The organism is Lujinxingia vulgaris (genome assembly GCF_007997015.1).
Taxonomy (GTDB): domain Bacteria; phylum Myxococcota_A; class Bradymonadia; order Bradymonadales; family Bradymonadaceae; genus Lujinxingia; species Lujinxingia vulgaris.
In genome coordinates, this window is sequence record NZ_VOSM01000016.1 from 13,318 (window position 1) to 30,414 (window position 17,097).

A 17,097-nucleotide genomic window follows, 5' to 3' on the forward strand; every position below is an offset into this window, starting at 1 on the left:
CCCTCACGCCACCCCCTCCGCCTTTTTCAACGCCAGAATGGCCCGCGGCGTCACCTTATAAAACTCCCCAACCTTCTCGGGCCAATTGTCGAGGATCGCCTCCGCGATCGGGCTTTTTGTGAGCTCAAAGTGGCGCGTGATCAGGCGGTGGAGTTCGGTGGTGTCGTGGTCGTCTTCGGCGGGTCGCGACAATTCGACGTCGGAGGCCTGCGTGCGGGTGGGGAGGCGGTCGTCGGGGTCGTGGACGAAGGCTAAACCGCCGGTCATGCCGGCGGCGAAGTGGTGGCCGACGGGGCCGAGGAAGACGCAGATGCCGCCGGTCATGTATTCGCAGGCGTAGTCGCCGGCGCCGTGGGTGACGCTCAGCGCCCCGCTGTTGCGGACGGCGAAACGTTCGCCGGTGCGGCCGGCGATGAAGAGTTCTCCGGCGGTGGCGCCGTAGAGGAGCGTGTTGCCGGCCAGGGTGTGGTGGGATGTTTTTTCGTCGAGGGGGGTGAGGTCGGCGTCGGGGGTGATGACGATGCGGCCGCCGCCCATGCCTTTGGCCACGTAGTCGTTGGCGGCGCCGCGAAGGGTGAGGGCGACGCCGTGGTTGAGGAAGGCGCCGAAGGACTGGCCGGCGGTGCCCTGGAAGTGCAGGTCGAAGGTGGCTTCGGGGAGGGGCGTTTGGTGATCCTGGAGGGCGATGAGGCCGCTTAGGCGGGCGCCGGTGGTGCGGTCGGTGTTGGCGATGGGGTAGTCGAGGCGCAGGGATTGGCCGGTGGCCAGCGCTTCTGAGCAGTCGCGGGCGATGCGCTCGTTGAGGGGCGATGGGAGCCGGGTGGGGCCGGGCCAGGTGTGGAAGGTGGCGCCGTGGCGGGGGGCGGGGGCGACCATCAGGGGGGAAAGATCGAGGCGGTGGGCGCGGGGGTGCTCGGGGTGGGGGAGAAGTTTGAGGAGGTCGCTGCGGCCGATGATGGCGTCGAGGCTGGCGGCGCCGAGCTGGCTTAAGAGGTCGCGGACCTCGTGGGCGACGTTCTGGAAGTAGGTGACGATCATGTCGGGGTCGCCCTCGAATTTTTCGCGGAGATCTTCGCGCTGGGTGGCGATGCCGACCGGGCAGGTGTCCAGGTGGCATTGGCGCACGTAGCGGCAGCCCAGCGCGACGAGCGCGGCGGTGCCGAAGTTGAACTCCTCGGCGCCGAGCATGGCGGCGATGATGATGTCGCGACCGGTTTTGAGGCCGCCGTCGACGCGGAGTTTGACGCGCTCGCGCAGGCCGTTCAGGCGCAGGGTCTGCTGGGTTTCGGCCAGACCTATCTCCCAGGGGATGCCGGCATTTTTGACGGAGGTGATGGGGGAGGCGCCGGTGCCGCCGTCGTGGCCGCTGATGAGGATGGTGTCGGCGCGGGCCTTGGCGACGCCGGCGGCGATGGTGCCCACGCCGGAGGTGGCGACGAGTTTGACGCAGACCTCGGCCTCGGGGTTGATGGCCTTGAGGTCGTAGATGAGCTGCGCCAGGTCTTCGATGGAGTAGATGTCGTGGTGCGGCGGCGGGGAGATGAGGGTGACGCCGGGGGTGGCGTGGCGCAGATACGCGATGTAGTCGGTGACTTTATGGCCGGGGAGCTGGCCGCCTTCGCCGGGTTTTGCGCCCTGGGCCATTTTGATCTCGAGCTCGCGGGCTTTGACCAGGTAGAGGGGGGTGACGCCGAAGCGGCCCGAGGCGATCTGTTTGATGCGGGCGTTGGCGTCGTCGCCGTGCTCGTCGAGGGTGTAGCGCTCGGGGTCTTCGCCGCCTTCGCCGGTGTTGCTGCGGGCGCCCAGGCGGTTCATGGCGATGGCCAGGGCGCGGTGGGCCTCTGGCGAGAGCGAGCCCAGCGACATGGCGGCGGTGGTGAAGCGGCGGCAGATGGCGTCGGTGGGTTCGACCTCATCGATAGGGATGGCCGGGCGCAGGGCGGAGGGTTGCAGCAGATCTCGGAGTTGCAGAGGGGCAAGGTCGGCGGAGGCGGCGGAGAATTTCGGGTAGGCGCCGGGTTTGTTTTTGCGAAGGCGGTTCATGGCGCCGAGGAGCTGCGGACTCCAGGCGTGCGTTTCGCCGCTGCGGCGAAAGCGCAGGAGGCCGAGGTCGACAAGGGTGGTGGGATCGTCGGGCTCGAAGGCGCGGGCGTGGCGGGTCAGCGCATCACTGGCGAGGTCTTCGAGCGTGAGGCCGCCGACGGGGGAGGGGGTGTTGGGGAAGGCGCGCTCGATGACGTCGGGGCCCAGGCCAATGGCCTCAAAGATCTGGGCGCCGCGGTAGCTGCCGAGCACGCTGATGCCCATCTTGCTCATGATTTTCAAAAGGCCCTGGTGCTGAGACTTTAGAAAATTTTCGATGCGCTGGGCCGGGGAGGTCTCAAGGTCGAGGTCGGCCAGAAGCGTGTCGAGGGCCAGGTAGGGAAAGACGGCGCTGGCGCCAAAGCCGAGCAGGGTGGCGATGAAGTGGGAGTCGCGGGGCTCGGCGCTCTCGACGATGAGCGAGGCGCGCAGGCGAAGATCCGTTTTGAGCAGATCGGTGCCGAGCGCGCCGACCGCCAGCAGCATGGGGATGGGCGCGCGCTCGGGGGAGACCTGGCGGTCGGAGACGATGAGGATCTCGGCGCCGGCGTTGAGGGCGTTCAGGGCGTCGGCGGAGAGGCGATCCAGCGCAGTTTTGAGGCCTGCGGGGCCATCCGTTGTGGGGAAGGTGGCGTCGAGGGTGGCGATGCGTTCGGGGGGCAGCGCGTCGTGGAGCGCCTGCATCCCGGCGGCGGTGAGCACCGGGGCGTCGAGGGCGACCTGGCGAGCGTGTTCGGGGGTCTCGGTGAGCCAGTTTCGGCGGCGGCCCAGGTGCACGCTGAGCGACATGTTGTGGCGCTCGCGGATAGGGTCGATGGGCGGGTTTGTGACCTGGGCAAAGCGCTGCTTGAAAAAGTGCGCCAGCGGGCGTTGCTGCAGGGAGAGCGCGGCGATGGGGGTGTCGTCGCCCATCGAGGTGATGGCTTCTTTGCCCTCGGTCGCCATGGGCTCGAGCGTAAATTTCAATTCTTCGCGGCTGTAGGCGAAGCAGGTCTGCAGGCGCAGGCGTCGGTCGTCGCTTAAGTCGGGGGCGATAGCGTCGGCCACGGGCCGGTGGGGGACGCGAATGAGGTTCTCGTCGAGCCACTTCTGGTAGGGGTGGCGCCTGGCGAGCTCGGGTTTGATGGTGTCGCCGGTGAGCACGCGGCCTTTTTCGAGGTCGACGGCGATCATATGGCCGGGGCCCAGTCGCGATCTCTGGGCGATGCGATCTTCGGGGATGTTGAGGACGCCGACCTCGCTGCAGGCGTAGAGGAGATCGTCGTGGGTGCGCAGAAGGCGCAGGGGGCGCAGGCCGTTGCGGTCGAGGTGGGCGCCGACGAAGCGGCCGTCGGCGTAGGTGATGGCGGCGGGGCCGTCCCAGGGCTCGTTGAGGCAGGCGTAGTAGTCGAAGTAGGCGCGCACCGCGGGGTCCATGGTCGCGTCGTGCTCCCAGGCTTCGGGGACGAGCATGGTGAGGGTGTGCAGAGGGGAGCGGCCCGACACGGTGAGAAGTTCGGCGACGTTGTCGAGGTGGGCGGAGTCGCTAAAGCCGGGCTGCAGCACCGGTTTGAGATCGTCGATGACGTCGGCCCAGAGCTCGGAGTGGAGGTCGGCCTGGCGCAGCCGCGTGCCGTTGGCGTTGCCCAAAATCGTGTTGATCTCGCCATTATGCGCAAGCATGCGGAAGGGCTGGGCCAGCGACCAGGAGGGGAAGGTGTTGGTGGAAAAACGCTGGTGAAAGAGGGCGAACGCGGTGGGCAGATCGAGGCGCAGATCGGGGTAAAAGTCGGCCAGGGCGTCGCCCATCATCAGGCCTTTGTAGACGATGGTGCGGGCGGACATCGACGCGATGTAGGCGGTGAGGCGCCCGCGGTGCAGACGCGACTCGATGGTGCGGCGCAGGGCGTAGAGTTTTTGATCAGCAGCAAGGGGCGATACGTCGGCGTCGAAGGGCAGCACGAGCTGCTCGATGCGCGGCATGGTCGCCGCCGCTTTCAGGCCGAGGACGGCGGGGCGAGTGGGGACGGGGCGCCAGGCGTGTTGTGAAAAGCCGCGCTCGTGGAGGATGTCGGCGACGAGCTGGCGGATCTGGTGCTGCTCATCGGGGGCGTGGCGGGGCAGAAAAAACACGCCGACGCCGATGGGGCCGCCTTTGCGGGGCAGCCGGAGCTCGTCGCTTAAGTTGGCGAAGAAGGTGGTGGGGAGCGCAAAGAGCACGCCGGCGCCGTCGCCGGTGCGGGTGTCGGCATCCACCGCGCCGCGGTGGGTGAGGTTGGCCAGGGCGTCGGTGGCCAGTCGGAGTATGTCGTTGCGAGTTACCCCGTGGGTGTCGGCGATAAAGCCCACGCCGCAGCCGTCGTGCTCGTAGCCGGGGTGGTAGAGGGGGAAGCGGGGATCGGGGGCGGTGTGTGGGGTCACGGAACTTCCTCAAACGACGAGACGACCTGGGCGGAGCGGCGCGGGCACAACTCGGGCTTTGAAGCCTTGTGTGCGGGCCAGATGCCAAATAGTCGACGCGATGACGCGGTGCGACAAGTGCCGAGCGCATCAGGACGACGCTGGCTGTGTCGCTGCGTCGTCGCGGTGGCGCTGCCACAGCTTCCTCCTTGCTCCTTGCCAGACGCCGCCCTGAGTGCGCTCGGATCTTTTGGTTCGCATAACCCCCCCACCGCCCACACGAATCGACCAGCATCGCGAACCCGAGCGCCCCACAACCACCCAACCCCTTAACCACCTAACCACAACCCGCGAACCCCCACGCCCCACCCGAAGCGCCGGCCATCGCGAACCTCCGAGGCCTACAACGTCGTATACGCCTCGATCGAAGGCTGAAGCGACCAGCGCACCTCGTCGGGGACCTCGGCGATGTCCAGGCCCCAGAGGCGGTTGGTGAGGCAGACCGGGGCGCCGCCGCCCTTGGCAAAAAGCTCGTCGAGGGGAAGCGTCTTGACCTGAAGGTCGAGGGCGTCGGTGGCCCGACGCGCGGTCTTCGAGAAGGAGGTGGGGGCGATGACGGTGTCGCAGACCTGGAGGGCGTTGGTGTCGTAGCCGCGGCTCTCTTCGGGGGAGATGAAGACAAGCTCGATGTCTGGGCCGAGGAAGGCCTGGAGGCGTTCGAGCTCGCCATCGAGCAGAGCGTCGGGGCAGACAAGTCCGATGGTGTCGGTGCGGCGGCGGAAGAACTGCAAAAAGGTGTTGCCGTGGAACCAGGGGTCGGCCTTAAAGCCCAGCTGGATGTGCTGGGGGCTCAACCGGGGGGCGACCTCGGCGTAGGCCGCCTGGGAGGTGCGCTGGTAGGGGCCCTCGCCAAAGGTGTGCACGATCTGGTCGCCGTGGGCGGCGCGGATGGCGTCGCCCTGGGCCTCCCAGGTGTGCTGGACGCGGTGGGTCTGCAGGCCAAATGAATCGCGGATAAAACGCTCGATGAGCTCAGCCTCGAGGCGGCGGTGGGGTGATGCCATCGTCGGCAACAAAAAGCGCAGGTCGCCCTGCTCGTCGCGAAAGAGTTCGCCGCTCTCGGCGGTGTAAATCAGCCCGGTGAGTGCGTCGTCTTGTGGCGGCATCACCACGACCTCGCCGCCGGCCTCGACGATGGCGTCGGCCAGGGCGCTCCACTCGGCGCGGGCCTGCGAGGCGTCGACCTCGGTGGCGGAGGCGGAGCGGAAGTTGGCGCGGCCTTTAAGGTGCCAGGCGCGGGTGGGGGGGCTCATCAGGAAGATGGGGCGGCAGGTGGTGTGGGGCATGGGGTTCGCGGTGTTGGGAGGTGTGTTGGGGCGTTGGGGTTTGCGGTTGTGGTTAGGTGGTTGTGTGGTTGTGTGGTTGTGGGGCGTTGGGGTTTGCGGGGGTGGGGGAGGTTCGTGAGGGCGGTGGGGGGTGTGCGGGTTGTGGTTAGGTGGTTGGGTGGTTGTGTGGTTGTGGGGCGTTGGGGTTTGCGGGGGGGGAGAGGTTCGTGAGGGCGTTGGGGGGTGTGCGGGTTTGTGGGTTTGTGGGGCGTGCGGTTTAAGCGGCTTAAAGGTAGCGAACGGGGCTTCGATATCAAGCTGCCGAGCGCCGAGCGCCCCAGGACGACGCTGGCGGTGTCGTGAGGGATTCGCAGTAGCGCTGCTACACGCTCCTCCTGGCTCCTTGCCAGGCTTCGCCCTGGATGCGCTCGGGTTGGGGGGCCGAGCGCCCCAGGACGACGCTGGCGGTGTCGTGAGGGATTCGCAGTAGCGCTGCTACAGCTTCATCCCTCACTCCTTGCCAGGCGTCGCCCTGGAGGCGTTCGGGTTGGGGGGCTTGCGTTCGTGCTCGTTCTCGATCTCGATCTCGGGCTCGATCTCGATCTCGGGCTCGGGCTCGATCTCAGGCTCGATCTCAAACTCATGCATCTCCCACCGCACGCACGAATCGACCCACGCCATAAACCCCGGCGTCTCACAACCACCCAACCACCCAACCACCTAACCACAAAAGCGCCCCCCCCCACCGCACGCACGAATCGCCCAACGCCGCAAACCCCGGCGTCCCACAACCACCCAACCACCCAACCACCCCACCACAAAACGCGAACCCCGGCGCCGGTCCGAACCTCCCAACCTCGCGAACCTCCCAACCCCCCACGGTTGTGACCCCCCTCGGAACACCGTATAAGTCCGGCGTGTTTTGGCTGAGACCATGGAACTCTGAGCAGGGCTAGGATGGGCGCGATGAGAGAAGAGCAGGGGCAGGTGGACGACGAGCTGATGGCGCTGGCGCAGCGGCGCGAGCGGAGCTCGGTGTTGCAGCCGATTTTGATGCTGCTTGTGATCGCGGTGCTGGGGTCGGTGATCAGCGACTGGCGCAGTGAGATCGCGTACTTTTTTGAGGATAGCGAGCCGGTGGCGCTCGGGGATGTGACGGGCTGGCCGGCGAAGATGCGCGATGAGTCGGGGTGGGAGCCGCCGGTGGCGCATAACACCTTTGTGAGCCTGGAGGGGGTGCCGTCGAGGCGAAGCGAGGGGGGGGACTGGGAGTTTTTTAAGCTGGTGGGTGGCGAGGTCTACGTGCAGCGGGAGGGGCGTCTGGCGGGGATGAACGCGCTGGAGCGGGAGATGGCGCTGAGCTCGGATGAGCCCGGGGACAATGATCGCACCTATTATGAGGGGCAGGGGCGGCTGCTTTCGTTTGCGTCGAGCGGGGAGCGGCTGGGGGGGCTGAAGCGCTTTTACGGGGAGCGCTACGGGATGGCGTTCTGTGAGGATTATGACGCGGCGGGGTTGGAGCGGCTGGCCGAGGAGCGGCGAGAGACGATTCGGCGTAACTGGACGGCGCGCTACCGCGAGGCGAGTGAGGAGGAGCGGGCCGAGGAGGGGTGGACGGAGCGGGCGACGGAGGCCGAGGTTGAGCAGGTCTTTGAGAGTGAGCCGCTCTGCGTCAACGCCTACTTTGTGCAGGACGGGCGCCGTCCGGTCGACCACTGGTGGTACGCGGTGATGGCGCTCCTGATGGGGCTTCTGGCGGCGTACAACGTGTACAAGTTGGTGCGCTGGGCCCGGGCCTGGGTGCGGGGCTGAAGCTCGGCGCGGGCCGGGGGAGTGGGGGCAATCCTATCCGAGCGTTCAGGCTTGATTGACGCTTGGAAGGCGGCGGCCTTATGATGCGGCGTCGAATGAGCAAGGCAGCTTCACGGGCAGATCGAGCAGATCGAAAAGAGCGACGAGCGCAGGAGTAGTGGCGGTGGCGAAGCTTGTGTACACGGACGCGTCTGGCAGAGAGATGAGCGTGGAGCTGGGGCCTCAGGCCCCGGTGGTCTCGATCGGGCGAGCGACAGATTGCACGATTCGCTCCAATCGAAAGAGCGTCTCGAGGCATCACGCGGAGTTCCATTATTCGAATGGACGCTACGAGATCGTCGATCTCAACAGCTCCAACGGCACCTACCTGATGATCAACGACGAGCGTAAGCCGATTACGTCGTCGGAGTTTTTGCAGGATCAGGATGAGGTGTGGTGCGGGGACTTCATCCTGCGTTTTTATCAGGATGCCAGCCAGCAGCCGGCGGCGTCTGCGCCGCAACTCAACGGCAATTATGGCGCCGGGGGCGGTGGTCTGGAGGTGGAGCAGGGCTACGGGGCCAACCGCGTCACCCAGGACTTTGGTCAGGAGGAGATGGGGGGCTTTGGCCAGGGTGGGTTTGGCCCGGGCCAGAATCAAAACCCGAACCCGAACCCGAATCCGAACCAGGGCGGCGCGCCGAGCGGCTTTGGCCAGAACCCTTACGATTCGGGCATGGGTGCGGGGCAGCCTCAGGGCGGCGGTCAGAACGGCTTTGGCCAGAACCCCTACGACTCGGGCATGGGTGCGGGCCAGGGTGGGTTTGGTCAGAACGGCTTTGACCAGGGTGGCTTCGATCAAGGAAACGACGATGATGGGGGCGGCGTCAGCTTTGGCGTGAGCGCCGGGGGCGGGCAGTACGCCGGGCTCAATGAGCCTTCGGCGGGCTATGATGATGTGCTGGAGATCGATCCGCGGGAGCTGGCCAGTGAGGTCAGTGAGGTGGATCCTTACGCTGGCGGTGGCGCAGGCGGCGTCGATGTGGCGCGCCTTCAGGAAGAGAAGCGGGCCATTGAGGAGCTTGCGGCGCGCCAGGCCGATGAGCTTGAGGGGCTTCGCCGCCAGCTCGAAGAAGCGCAGATCGCTGCGCAGCAGGGCGGCGGTGGTGATGGCGAGGCCGAGCGCTTGAGCACCGAGCTCCGAGAGGCCCTTGAGGAGAAAGAGCGCTTGAGCGCCGAGCTCCGAGAGACCCGCGAGGCCTCCCAGGAGGCGATCATCGAGCGGGAGCGGGGCGAAGATCTCGATCGCCGCCTGCAGGAGGCCACCGCGCGCATCGACGAGCTGCGCGCGCGGGCCGAGACGGCCGAGTCGCAGCTGGAGGCGCGCGGTGGCGATGTCGATCTTCTGGAGCGGGAGCTTGAGCGCGCCCAGGAAGAGCTGCGTGCGGCCCGCGGCGGCGGTCAGGCCCGCGAGGAGCTGGAGGCCGCCCGCAAGGAGGCCGCTCGCCAGGAGCGTCTGCTCGGGGAGTTCGAGCGGCGCAACCGCGACCTGCAGGCCGAGCAGGTGGAGCTCAACGCCGAGATCGAGGCGCTGCGTGCGGCGGCAGTCGACGCCGGCGGTCGGCTGGAGGCGGCGCAGGCCGAGCTTGCCAGCCTTGGCGAGGAGCTCGAGGGGCTGCGCGCCGAGCGCGACACGCTCCAGGGGCGCGCAGAAGCTGCCGAGGGCGCCCTGGAAGAAGCGCGCGCAGCGCGCGCTTCACTCGAATCTCTGGAGCGCGATCTGCGCGGGGAGATCGAGGGCTTGAAGCAGCGCCTCAAACTTGAGCGGGAGCGCGCGCGCGGCAGTGAGGCCGCCGGGCCGGCCTTTGATGCCGGTGCGTTGCGCGCGAAGATGGAGAGCCTCGACCGCATCGTCGACGCGATTGAGCGCACCGATCTGCAACCCCTCTCGACGGTGGACCGTGTGCGCTTACAGTCAGCCATCCGCGATACCGCGCCGCGCCGCACGCTCAAAGAGATGATGGACGCGCTCAGCGAAGGCTAAAGCGTGGCAGCCCGGGGAGTAGGTTGGGAGGGCGCGGAGGTTATGCTCTGCAGCCCCGGTGCGTGAGGGGCGATGAAGACTGGATCTTATGGCGGCGCGCCCACCTTTGAGGGGGCGCCGGCCTTTGCCTGGCGATGCGATGACTGCTTACGACTTCGACTTTCTCAAATACATCAACCGACAGAATCAGGGGCGAAGCGGTCGCGATGAGAAGACCGGCTTTGGCGAGTACGCCTTCGCCGGCGATCTGCGCGTGTTGCGCCGCCTCGATCGCCTGCGCCCGGTGCGCATCGTGGTCGAGGCCACGGTGCGATTCTGGAAGGCGGTGCAGAAAAACGCGCTCCTGGGGAGCAGCGTCAAGGTCAACCGCCGGCAGTTCCCGGAGCTGCATAACCTGGTGGTGGAGTGCGCCGAGACGCTTGATATCGCCGTGCCCACCGTCTACGTGGCGCAGAACCTGGCGAGCCTCAACGCGGGCACCTACGGCACCGATGATGAGGCCTTTATCGTGCTCAACTCCGCGCTGGTCGATCGCTTGAGCGCCGAGGAACTCAAGTTTGTGATCGGCCATGAGTGCGGCCACATCCAGAACAACCACGTGGTCTACCACACCGCGGCGAACTTCCTCTCCCAGGGTGTCATCACCTTTGTGAAGTGGGCGGCGGTGCCCGCGCGTCTGGCGCTCAACGGCTGGAGTCGGCGCGGGGAGATCACCTGCGATCGGGCCGGGCTTATCTGCTGCCGCGACGAGCAGGTCGCGCTCAAAGTGATGATGAAGCTCGCGCTGGGCAGTGAGAAACTTTTTGAACAGATCGATCTCGACGAATACTTAAGTCAGGTCGATGGCATCAAAGAAGGCGTGGGGCGTTTTCAAGAATACCTGGCCTCGCACCCCTACCTTCCCAAGCGGGTGCAGGCGCTGCAGCTTTTCGCAAAAAGCGCGTATTTCCGCGAGCTTATTGGCGAGCGTGGTGGCGAGGCGCTCGATGAGGTTGACAGAGACGTCGAGAAAGTCATACAAGTGATGTGAGCTTTTGAGAGGCGAAAAGTGCAATGCTCTCAAAGGCTTATAAGCCCGCGCAAGGCGCGGCGAGGAGTCAGTATTCGTCGTTCGTACGCCCTGAAGGTTGGGTGCTTCATCCCGGCGATGCTCGGGTCTCCAGAGTTGAACACCGCGAGGAATCGACCATCGGAGGTCGAGGGAGGGCATCGGGCGCACAGCGTCCCGGTGTTCAGACCTCGGCTCACCCGGTGGTGCCGACGGCCTTGTGGGGAGTCAACCAGGTGCGATCCGACACGGGGATGAGCCATGCCACAACCCACAGGTGCTGCGAGACTACGGCGGAAGATCGTCCTCGCCCGATCCTTGCGCGGGTTTTTATTTCAGGGCCGTGGGTCCACGGTGATGATGCGATAATCAGGAGGATGGATGACGCAGCAAGCTGAGGCAGAGGCGCAGGTGAGCGTCAACCGGGGGCATGTCAGCGGTTACCTCGATGAGCTGGCGGAGATGGCTCAGCGCAGCGGGTTGCGCTCGATCCACCAGGAGGTGGTCGAGGAGCGGCTTCCGGCGCTGGAGCGCGGTCAGGTCTCGCTGGTGGTGTTGGGGGAGTTCAACCACGGCAAGTCCACGGTGGTCAACGCCCTGCTGGGTCAGGAGGTGCTGCCGATGGGTATCACGCCGACCACCGCGGTGATCACCCATCTTGTGCATGCCGATGCGCCGCGCGCGGCGATCAAGGAGCGGCGCGGCGGGGAGCTGCGCGAGGTCAGCTATGAGGGCCTTGGCGAGCTGATTCGCCACGAGGAAGAGAGCTCCGAGGAGCCCGAGTATGTGGAGATCGGCTACCCTAACGATTTTTTGAGCGAGGGGCTGATCCTGGTGGACACGCCCGGGGTCAACGACATCTCGCGCCAGAAGGTGGAGATCACCTACGGGTACCTGCCCCGCGCCGATGTGATCTTGTATGTGCTCGACGCCACGCAGGTGCTCAAGAAGAGCGAGGTCAGCTTTATTCGCGACCGGCTCTTAAAGGCCAACCGCGACCGCATCCTCTTTGTGCTGGGCAAGCTCGACGCGCTCAGCGAGGAGGAGGCAAAGGAAGTTGAGGCCTACGCGCGCCAGCGCCTGGAGACGTTGATCGGGCCGGTGGAGTTGTTTGCGTTCTCGGCCCGCGCGGCGCTCGACGCCCAGAAGAAGGGGCAGGCGCCGTCCGGTGAGTTTGAGGCGTTTCGGCAGTACGTGCAGCAGTTTGTGCGCGAGCGCAAAGAGGCCATCGTGCTCGACAGCGCGCTGGGCGGGGCGCTGCGGATTGCGGCGATGATCGAGCAGAACCTGGCGATCAAACGTCAGGGTTACCGACTGGAGCAGGCCGAGCTGGAGGAGCGCATCCGCGCGGTGCACGCCCGGCTTAAAGAGAGCCGGCGGGTGATCAGCGAGAACCTCGATCGGGTCGATGAGCGCAGCGCCGGCATCGCGGCGACCGCGCGCCATAACCTGCGGGTTTTTGCCGACGGCTTTGCCGAGGCGCTGCCGGTGCAGGTGGAGCGGGCCGAGGCCAAAGACGTCAAACGCTACCTCTCGCGCTGGATCCAGGACACTTTTCAGAAGTGGCTCGAAGACGAGGGCCAGGAGATCGCGCAGGGGCTCGAAACGCTGGCCGAAGAGACGATCGAGGTCACCAACCAGTCGATGCGCGAGGTGGTCGGAGCGCTGCGCGAGGAGCTGGGGATGGGCGAGGGCCTGGATCTGGAGATCGACACAATCGGCTATGATGTGAGCGTGTTTGCGCTGGGGACGCTGGGGGTTTCGGTGTGGCTTTTTGCCAACGCGCTTGTGGGTGGGGTGCTCACGCTGGCCACGCCCATTCTGGCGATGGTGCTCAAAGGCAAGGGCGATGAGCGGCTGAAAGATCGCGCCAAAGAAGAAGGTGCGACGGCGATCCGCGAGGCCACCGAGGCCATTGAGGCGGAGCTGATGCGCATGATTCACAGCTACAGCGATCGGCTCAAAGAGTTTATTGAGCACGCCGGCGATCGTCTCTACGGCCAGATTGAGGAGGCGCTGGAGCAGGTGCAGACCGACCGTGAGGCTGAGGGCGACCGCGACAAGCTCATCTCTGAGGTCGACGCGCGCGCCGAAGAGGTGCGCCGGCTCGCGCGCATGATCAAGGCGACGCGCGAGCGGCTGGTGGTGTGAGCGCCCGGCCGGCGAAGAGGCGTTAGAAGCCCTGCATAAAGGGGTTGTAGCGCTTCTCCTGGCCGATGGTCGTGGCCGGACCATGGCCGGGGAGCACTTGCGTCGCATCGGGCAATTGCTTGAGGCGCTCCAGCGACGCGCGCATCTGCTCGATGCTGGAGCCGGGCAGGTCGACGCGGCCGATGCTCCCGGCGAAGAGCACGTCGCCGCCAAAAAAGAGACCGAGCTCCTTAAAGTAGAAGCCGACCGAGCCCGGGCTGTGCCCGGGTACGTGAAGAACCTCCGCCTGGAGATCGCCCACCTTCAGGGTCTGGCCGTCGCTTAAGTCGTGATCGATGGGGGGAAGATCGCCCAGCGCCGCAAAGCCAAACATCTGCGCTTGCTGCGGCGCGGCGCGGTAAAGCGGCATGTCGTCGGGGTGCATGTAGACCGGCACGCCGCTGGCCTGCGCGATCTCCGGGAGTCCGGCGATATGATCGATATGGGCGTGGGTCTGCCAGACGGCTTTGAGGGTAAGTTCTTGATCTTTAAGGTCTTTTAAGACCGTCTGGGCCTGGCCGCCGGCGTCGATGAGCACGGCCTCATTTGTGCGCGTGCAGGCGATGGCGTAGATAGAGGTCTGCAGGGGGCCGACGACCCAGGTCAGGATCGTGGGGGCAGGAGAGGTCTCACGCATGGGTGGGTCCGAAGAAGCTGAAGTTAAGGCCCTGTTGCGGGCCGATGAATGGTGTTGGTGGCGCCGGGCGCCAAAAGAGAGACGATGACACAGCCACAGGATACTCGCCAGATCATCGAGGTCGACCGCACCTCCGAGCTGGGCCGGGAGGCCGCCGGCAAGCGCCGCTACATCGCGGTGGCCGGCAATATCGGCGCCGGGAAAAGCTCGCTGGTCGAGTTTTTATGCCAGCGCTACGACATCAAGCCCTACTTCGAGCCCAACGAGGAGAACCCCTACCTCGAGGACTTTTACGCGAACATGAAGCAGTGGAGTTTTGCCAGCCAGATCTACTTTCTGACGGCGAAGTTCAAGCTGCACCTCGACCTCGACCAGACCGCGCACAGCGTGATTCAGGATCGCACGATCTGGGAAGATGCCGAGATCTTTGCGGAGAACCTCTACCGCAAAAAACTGATGACGGAGCGCGATTATCGCACCTACCGCCAGCTTTACGAGGCGGTGCACTCGCAGATTCAGCCCCCGGATCTGATGATCTACCTGCGCTGCCCGATCCGCGCGGTTAAAAAGCGCATCAAGCTGCGGGGCCGAGAGATGGAAAAGAACATTCCGACGGCGTATCTCAAGCAGCTCGATAAGCTCTACGAGGGGTGGATCGCCAACTACGATCTCTCACCGGTGGTGATCATCCCCAGCCACGAGCTCGACTATGTGACGGATCTGGTGGATTGCCACGACATCCTCACCACGATCGAGAAGTACCTCTAAAACGAGTGGGGGGGCTGGCTTCAGGCCAGGAAGAGGGCCCAGCCGAGGATCAGCAGGGCGATGAAGACGGCGATGATGCCGCCGACGACCCAGAGTTGGCCCTCGGAGCTCTCGTCGGGCTTGTGGCGTTTGGTCTGGTGTTGGTTCAGGGGCTGGGCGCGGGCGGGGCGGCTAAGATTGGAGCCGGGCGCGTCGGCGTGTGGGACCGAAAGGGCGCGGGCATCGCGGGCGGTGGTGTCGCGGGAGTCGGCCGGGAGGTTGGCGTCGACACGATCCGGCCGTGAGGCGCCGGGGAGCGAGGGCGCGCGCACCGAGGGGCGGGCACCCAGGGTGGGGTCGGAGTCTTCGTCGGCCAGGCTGGAGAGTGAGGCGGCGCGCACCGAGGGACGGGCGCCCAGGGTGGGGTCGGAGTCTTCGTCGGCCAGGCCGGCCAGTGAGGGGACGCGCGCTGAAGGGCGCTCATCGCGGGTGCGATCGAGCTCATCGGAGTCGTCGACGCGGGTGGCCGGTGTGGGGGGCGGGCCGGTGATGCCGGCGCGTTTGGCTTCGTCGATGGCCGCGCGAAGTTCGCGGTCGGAGAGGTGCAGGCCGGTGACTTCTCCGGAGTCGACGCCGCGATCGACGGCGATGATGCCGGAGCGCCGGCGATCGAACTCGCGGGTGGCCGGCTCCTCATTCTGCTCGAGGGCGCGCTGGATGCGCTCTTTGGAGATGGCGTTGGTCTCGCTCAAATCCTCATCGCTGAATTCAGGAGGGTCGGCGACCGGTTGGGTGGGGAGGTGATCGATGATGGCGCGCCGGGTGGCGTCGATGTCATCGCCGGCAAATTCTTTTTTGGGCTTAAGTGGTTGAATGTGCTGGCTTTTTCGGATCTCGGCGATCTCGCGGTCGCGGGAGATCTCGTCAAACGCCCGCGCGCTCATCTCGTGGGTGGCGAGCTCGGCGGCCTCGCGGTAGTCGCCGGCGACGTGGGTCTGCTCGGGGAGCGGCGCCAGACGAAACTGCGCGGTCTGATCCTGGGCGACCTCGTTGGCGGCCATGGCCATCTCGATGAGCTCGCGGGGGATGGGGCGAGTCTCGGTGGTGCGGCCGGCGTCGGAGGTTTTGGTCAGCTCGATAAGCGCGCTGGTCATCTGGCCGATGGACTGGAAGCGGTGCTCGGGCTCTTTGGCCAGGGCCTTGAGGATCACCTCTTCGAGGCGCGTGGAGATGCCGGCGCGAAGCTGGGTGGGGGGCGTGGGCGGCGCCTCAACCTGCGCCATCATCAGCGCAAATTCGCTCGACGCATTAAAGGGCACCTCGCCAGTGCAAAGTTTGTAGAGGGTGCAGCCCAGGCTGTAGATGTCGGCGCGGCCGTCGATGGCGCGGGCGCCCACGATCTGCTCGGGGCTCATGTAGTGCAGCGTGCCCACGGTGGTGCCGGCGGCGGTCAGATCGCGGTCTTTGGAGACCTTGGCCACGCCGAAGTCCATGACCTTGGGTTTGAAGAAGCCGGCTACCGGCTTGAGCAGCACGTTGCTGGGTTTGAGGTCGCGGTGCACGATGCCGCGGGTATGCGCCAGGCCCACCGCGCTCATCACCGGGAGCATCAGGTCGATGATCTGGGCCTCGGGGAGCGGGCCTTCGCGCTGGAGGTACTCTTCGAGGGTGTCGCCCTCGACGTACTCCATGACGAAGCACAAGAGCGGGTCCTGCACGACCTTGTAGACGTGCACGATGTTGGGGTGCTGGAGCATCGCCTGGATGCGGCCCTCGTCGAGGAAGCGGGCGCGCACCACCTCGTTGTCCAGGTAGTGTGAGAAGAGTACCTTGATGGCGACCGGCAGGCCGGAGTGCTCGTCGATGGCCAGGTAGATCGAGGCCATGCCGCCGTCGGCGATGCGTCGCTCGATGCGGTAGCGCTCCAGGAAGAGCTCTCCGGGGTGGAGCTCTTTATGTTCGCTGCTTGTGGAAGTTCCCATCAAGGGGGCTCTGCGGACGAGGTGGGTATGTCGGCAACGGGGGCAGTGTAACCCACGATGGTTGCGACGCAAATTTGGCAGGAGGATGTCGTGAAGACCAGCAAGATCGCGCCTGTGGTGGTGCTCGTTGTGGGGATGGGGGCGGCCGCGTGGGTGGTGAACTCGACGTTGGCGACGGTGGATGAGGGGGAGGACAAGGGCGTAGAGGCGCCTTTTATGCCGCGGCCTGCGCCGGTTCGGGTGGAGGCGACGAAGCGGGGCGGGGCGCTCAATGCGCTCTCGGCGGGGAAGCTCGACCTGGGCGACGCCGGGGGGCGGGCGGACGGGGGTGTGGCGAGTTCGGCTGAGGAGGTGGGGCGTGGTGGGGCGCTGGCACACCTGGATCGCCGGCGTCGGGCGCAGCGGGCCGACGATGAAGGGCAGCCGGAGGAAGACTGGAGCGAGGGGGAGCGCGCGCCGGTAGGGCCTGCTCGGTGGATGCCGGAGCGCTTAAGTGAGGAGGAGGCGCACGAGCTGCAGTCGGAGCTCGATGAGGGGGAGATGCGCCAGGCGCAGCTCCTGGCGATGCGCGAGGATCGCCAGCGCTCCATCGATGTGGTGGCGCCGCGGGTGGGGGTGTGTTTCGAGGAACTTCGAGCCCGCGAGCCCGAGCGCCAGGGAAGGCTCGCGCTGAACTGGACCATGCTGGCCGGCGGCGGCGTGGGGGTTATCGGGGAGGTGCAGGTGCGCGCCAACGTGGGGCTGCGCGAGCCCGGCTTTGAGGCCTGCGTGGTCCAGGTCGAGGGGCTGACCTTTGAGGCCACCGGCGAGTCCGAACTTCTGGTGGAGTGGGTCTTTATGCCCGGCGAGCCGTGAACTCGCCGGGGTGACTT

Annotated in this window: 11 protein-coding genes; 6 read left to right on the plus strand and 5 right to left on the minus strand. The window is 66.2% G+C overall.

Annotated features, from left to right (window positions below; translation table 11 throughout):
* Positions 1–3 precede the first annotated feature (3 nt).
* The 3 genes from gltB to FRC98_RS21820 all read right to left on the minus strand — a co-directional run bounded on the left by gltB (position 4) and on the right by FRC98_RS21820 (position 6,434).
* Positions 4–4,482: a glutamate synthase large subunit gene (gltB, locus tag FRC98_RS19460; protein ID WP_146983159.1), complete on the minus strand. Its 4,479-nt coding sequence runs from the start codon at positions 4,480–4,482 to the stop codon at positions 4–6.
* A gap of 380 nt (positions 4,483–4,862) precedes the next feature.
* Positions 4,863–5,807, minus strand: coding sequence for a dimethylarginine dimethylaminohydrolase family protein (locus tag FRC98_RS19465; RefSeq protein WP_146983161.1), 945 nt, complete (start codon positions 5,805–5,807; stop codon positions 4,863–4,865).
* 489 nt (positions 5,808–6,296) lie between these two features.
* Positions 6,297–6,434, minus strand: coding sequence for a hypothetical protein (locus FRC98_RS21820; protein ID WP_230467823.1), 138 nt, complete (start codon positions 6,432–6,434; stop codon positions 6,297–6,299).
* A gap of 318 nt (positions 6,435–6,752) precedes the next feature.
* On the opposite strand from FRC98_RS21820, the gene FRC98_RS19470 reads away from it, so the two are divergent.
* The 4 genes from FRC98_RS19470 (at position 6,753) to FRC98_RS19485 (ending at position 12,820) form a co-directional block, all read left to right on the plus strand.
* Positions 6,753–7,598, plus strand: coding sequence for a hypothetical protein (locus tag FRC98_RS19470; protein WP_146983162.1), 846 nt, complete (start codon positions 6,753–6,755; stop codon positions 7,596–7,598).
* Between the two features lie 163 nt (positions 7,599–7,761).
* Complete coding sequence (locus tag FRC98_RS19475) at positions 7,762–9,621, plus strand: FHA domain-containing protein (protein WP_146983164.1); 1,860 nt, start codon at positions 7,762–7,764, stop codon at positions 9,619–9,621.
* Between the two features lie 139 nt (positions 9,622–9,760).
* Positions 9,761–10,651: a M48 family metallopeptidase gene (locus tag FRC98_RS19480; RefSeq protein ID WP_146983165.1), complete on the plus strand. Its 891-nt coding sequence runs from the start codon at positions 9,761–9,763 to the stop codon at positions 10,649–10,651.
* A gap of 399 nt (positions 10,652–11,050) precedes the next feature.
* Entirely contained in the window at positions 11,051–12,820 is a 1,770-nt protein-coding gene (locus tag FRC98_RS19485) for a dynamin family protein (protein ID WP_146983167.1), read from the plus strand.
* Positions 12,821–12,842: 22 nt separating this feature from the next.
* On the opposite strand, the gene FRC98_RS19490 is transcribed toward FRC98_RS19485, so the two are convergent.
* Positions 12,843–13,496, minus strand: coding sequence for an MBL fold metallo-hydrolase (locus FRC98_RS19490; protein WP_146983169.1), 654 nt, complete (start codon positions 13,494–13,496; stop codon positions 12,843–12,845).
* A gap of 84 nt (positions 13,497–13,580) precedes the next feature.
* Between FRC98_RS19490 and FRC98_RS19495 the strand changes: the two genes are divergently transcribed.
* Positions 13,581–14,264: a deoxynucleoside kinase gene (locus tag FRC98_RS19495; RefSeq protein ID WP_146983171.1), complete on the plus strand. Its 684-nt coding sequence runs from the start codon at positions 13,581–13,583 to the stop codon at positions 14,262–14,264.
* A 20-nt stretch (positions 14,265–14,284) separates the two neighbouring features.
* On the opposite strand, the gene FRC98_RS19500 is transcribed toward FRC98_RS19495, so the two are convergent.
* Complete coding sequence (locus FRC98_RS19500; protein ID WP_146983172.1) at positions 14,285–16,225, minus strand: serine/threonine-protein kinase; 1,941 nt, start codon at positions 16,223–16,225, stop codon at positions 14,285–14,287.
* 90 nt (positions 16,226–16,315) lie between these two features.
* On the opposite strand from FRC98_RS19500, the gene FRC98_RS19505 reads away from it, so the two are divergent.
* Positions 16,316–17,080 (plus strand): hypothetical protein, encoded by a 765-nt coding sequence (locus FRC98_RS19505; protein WP_146983174.1) that lies wholly within the window; start codon positions 16,316–16,318, stop codon positions 17,078–17,080.
* Positions 17,081–17,097 lie beyond the last annotated feature (17 nt).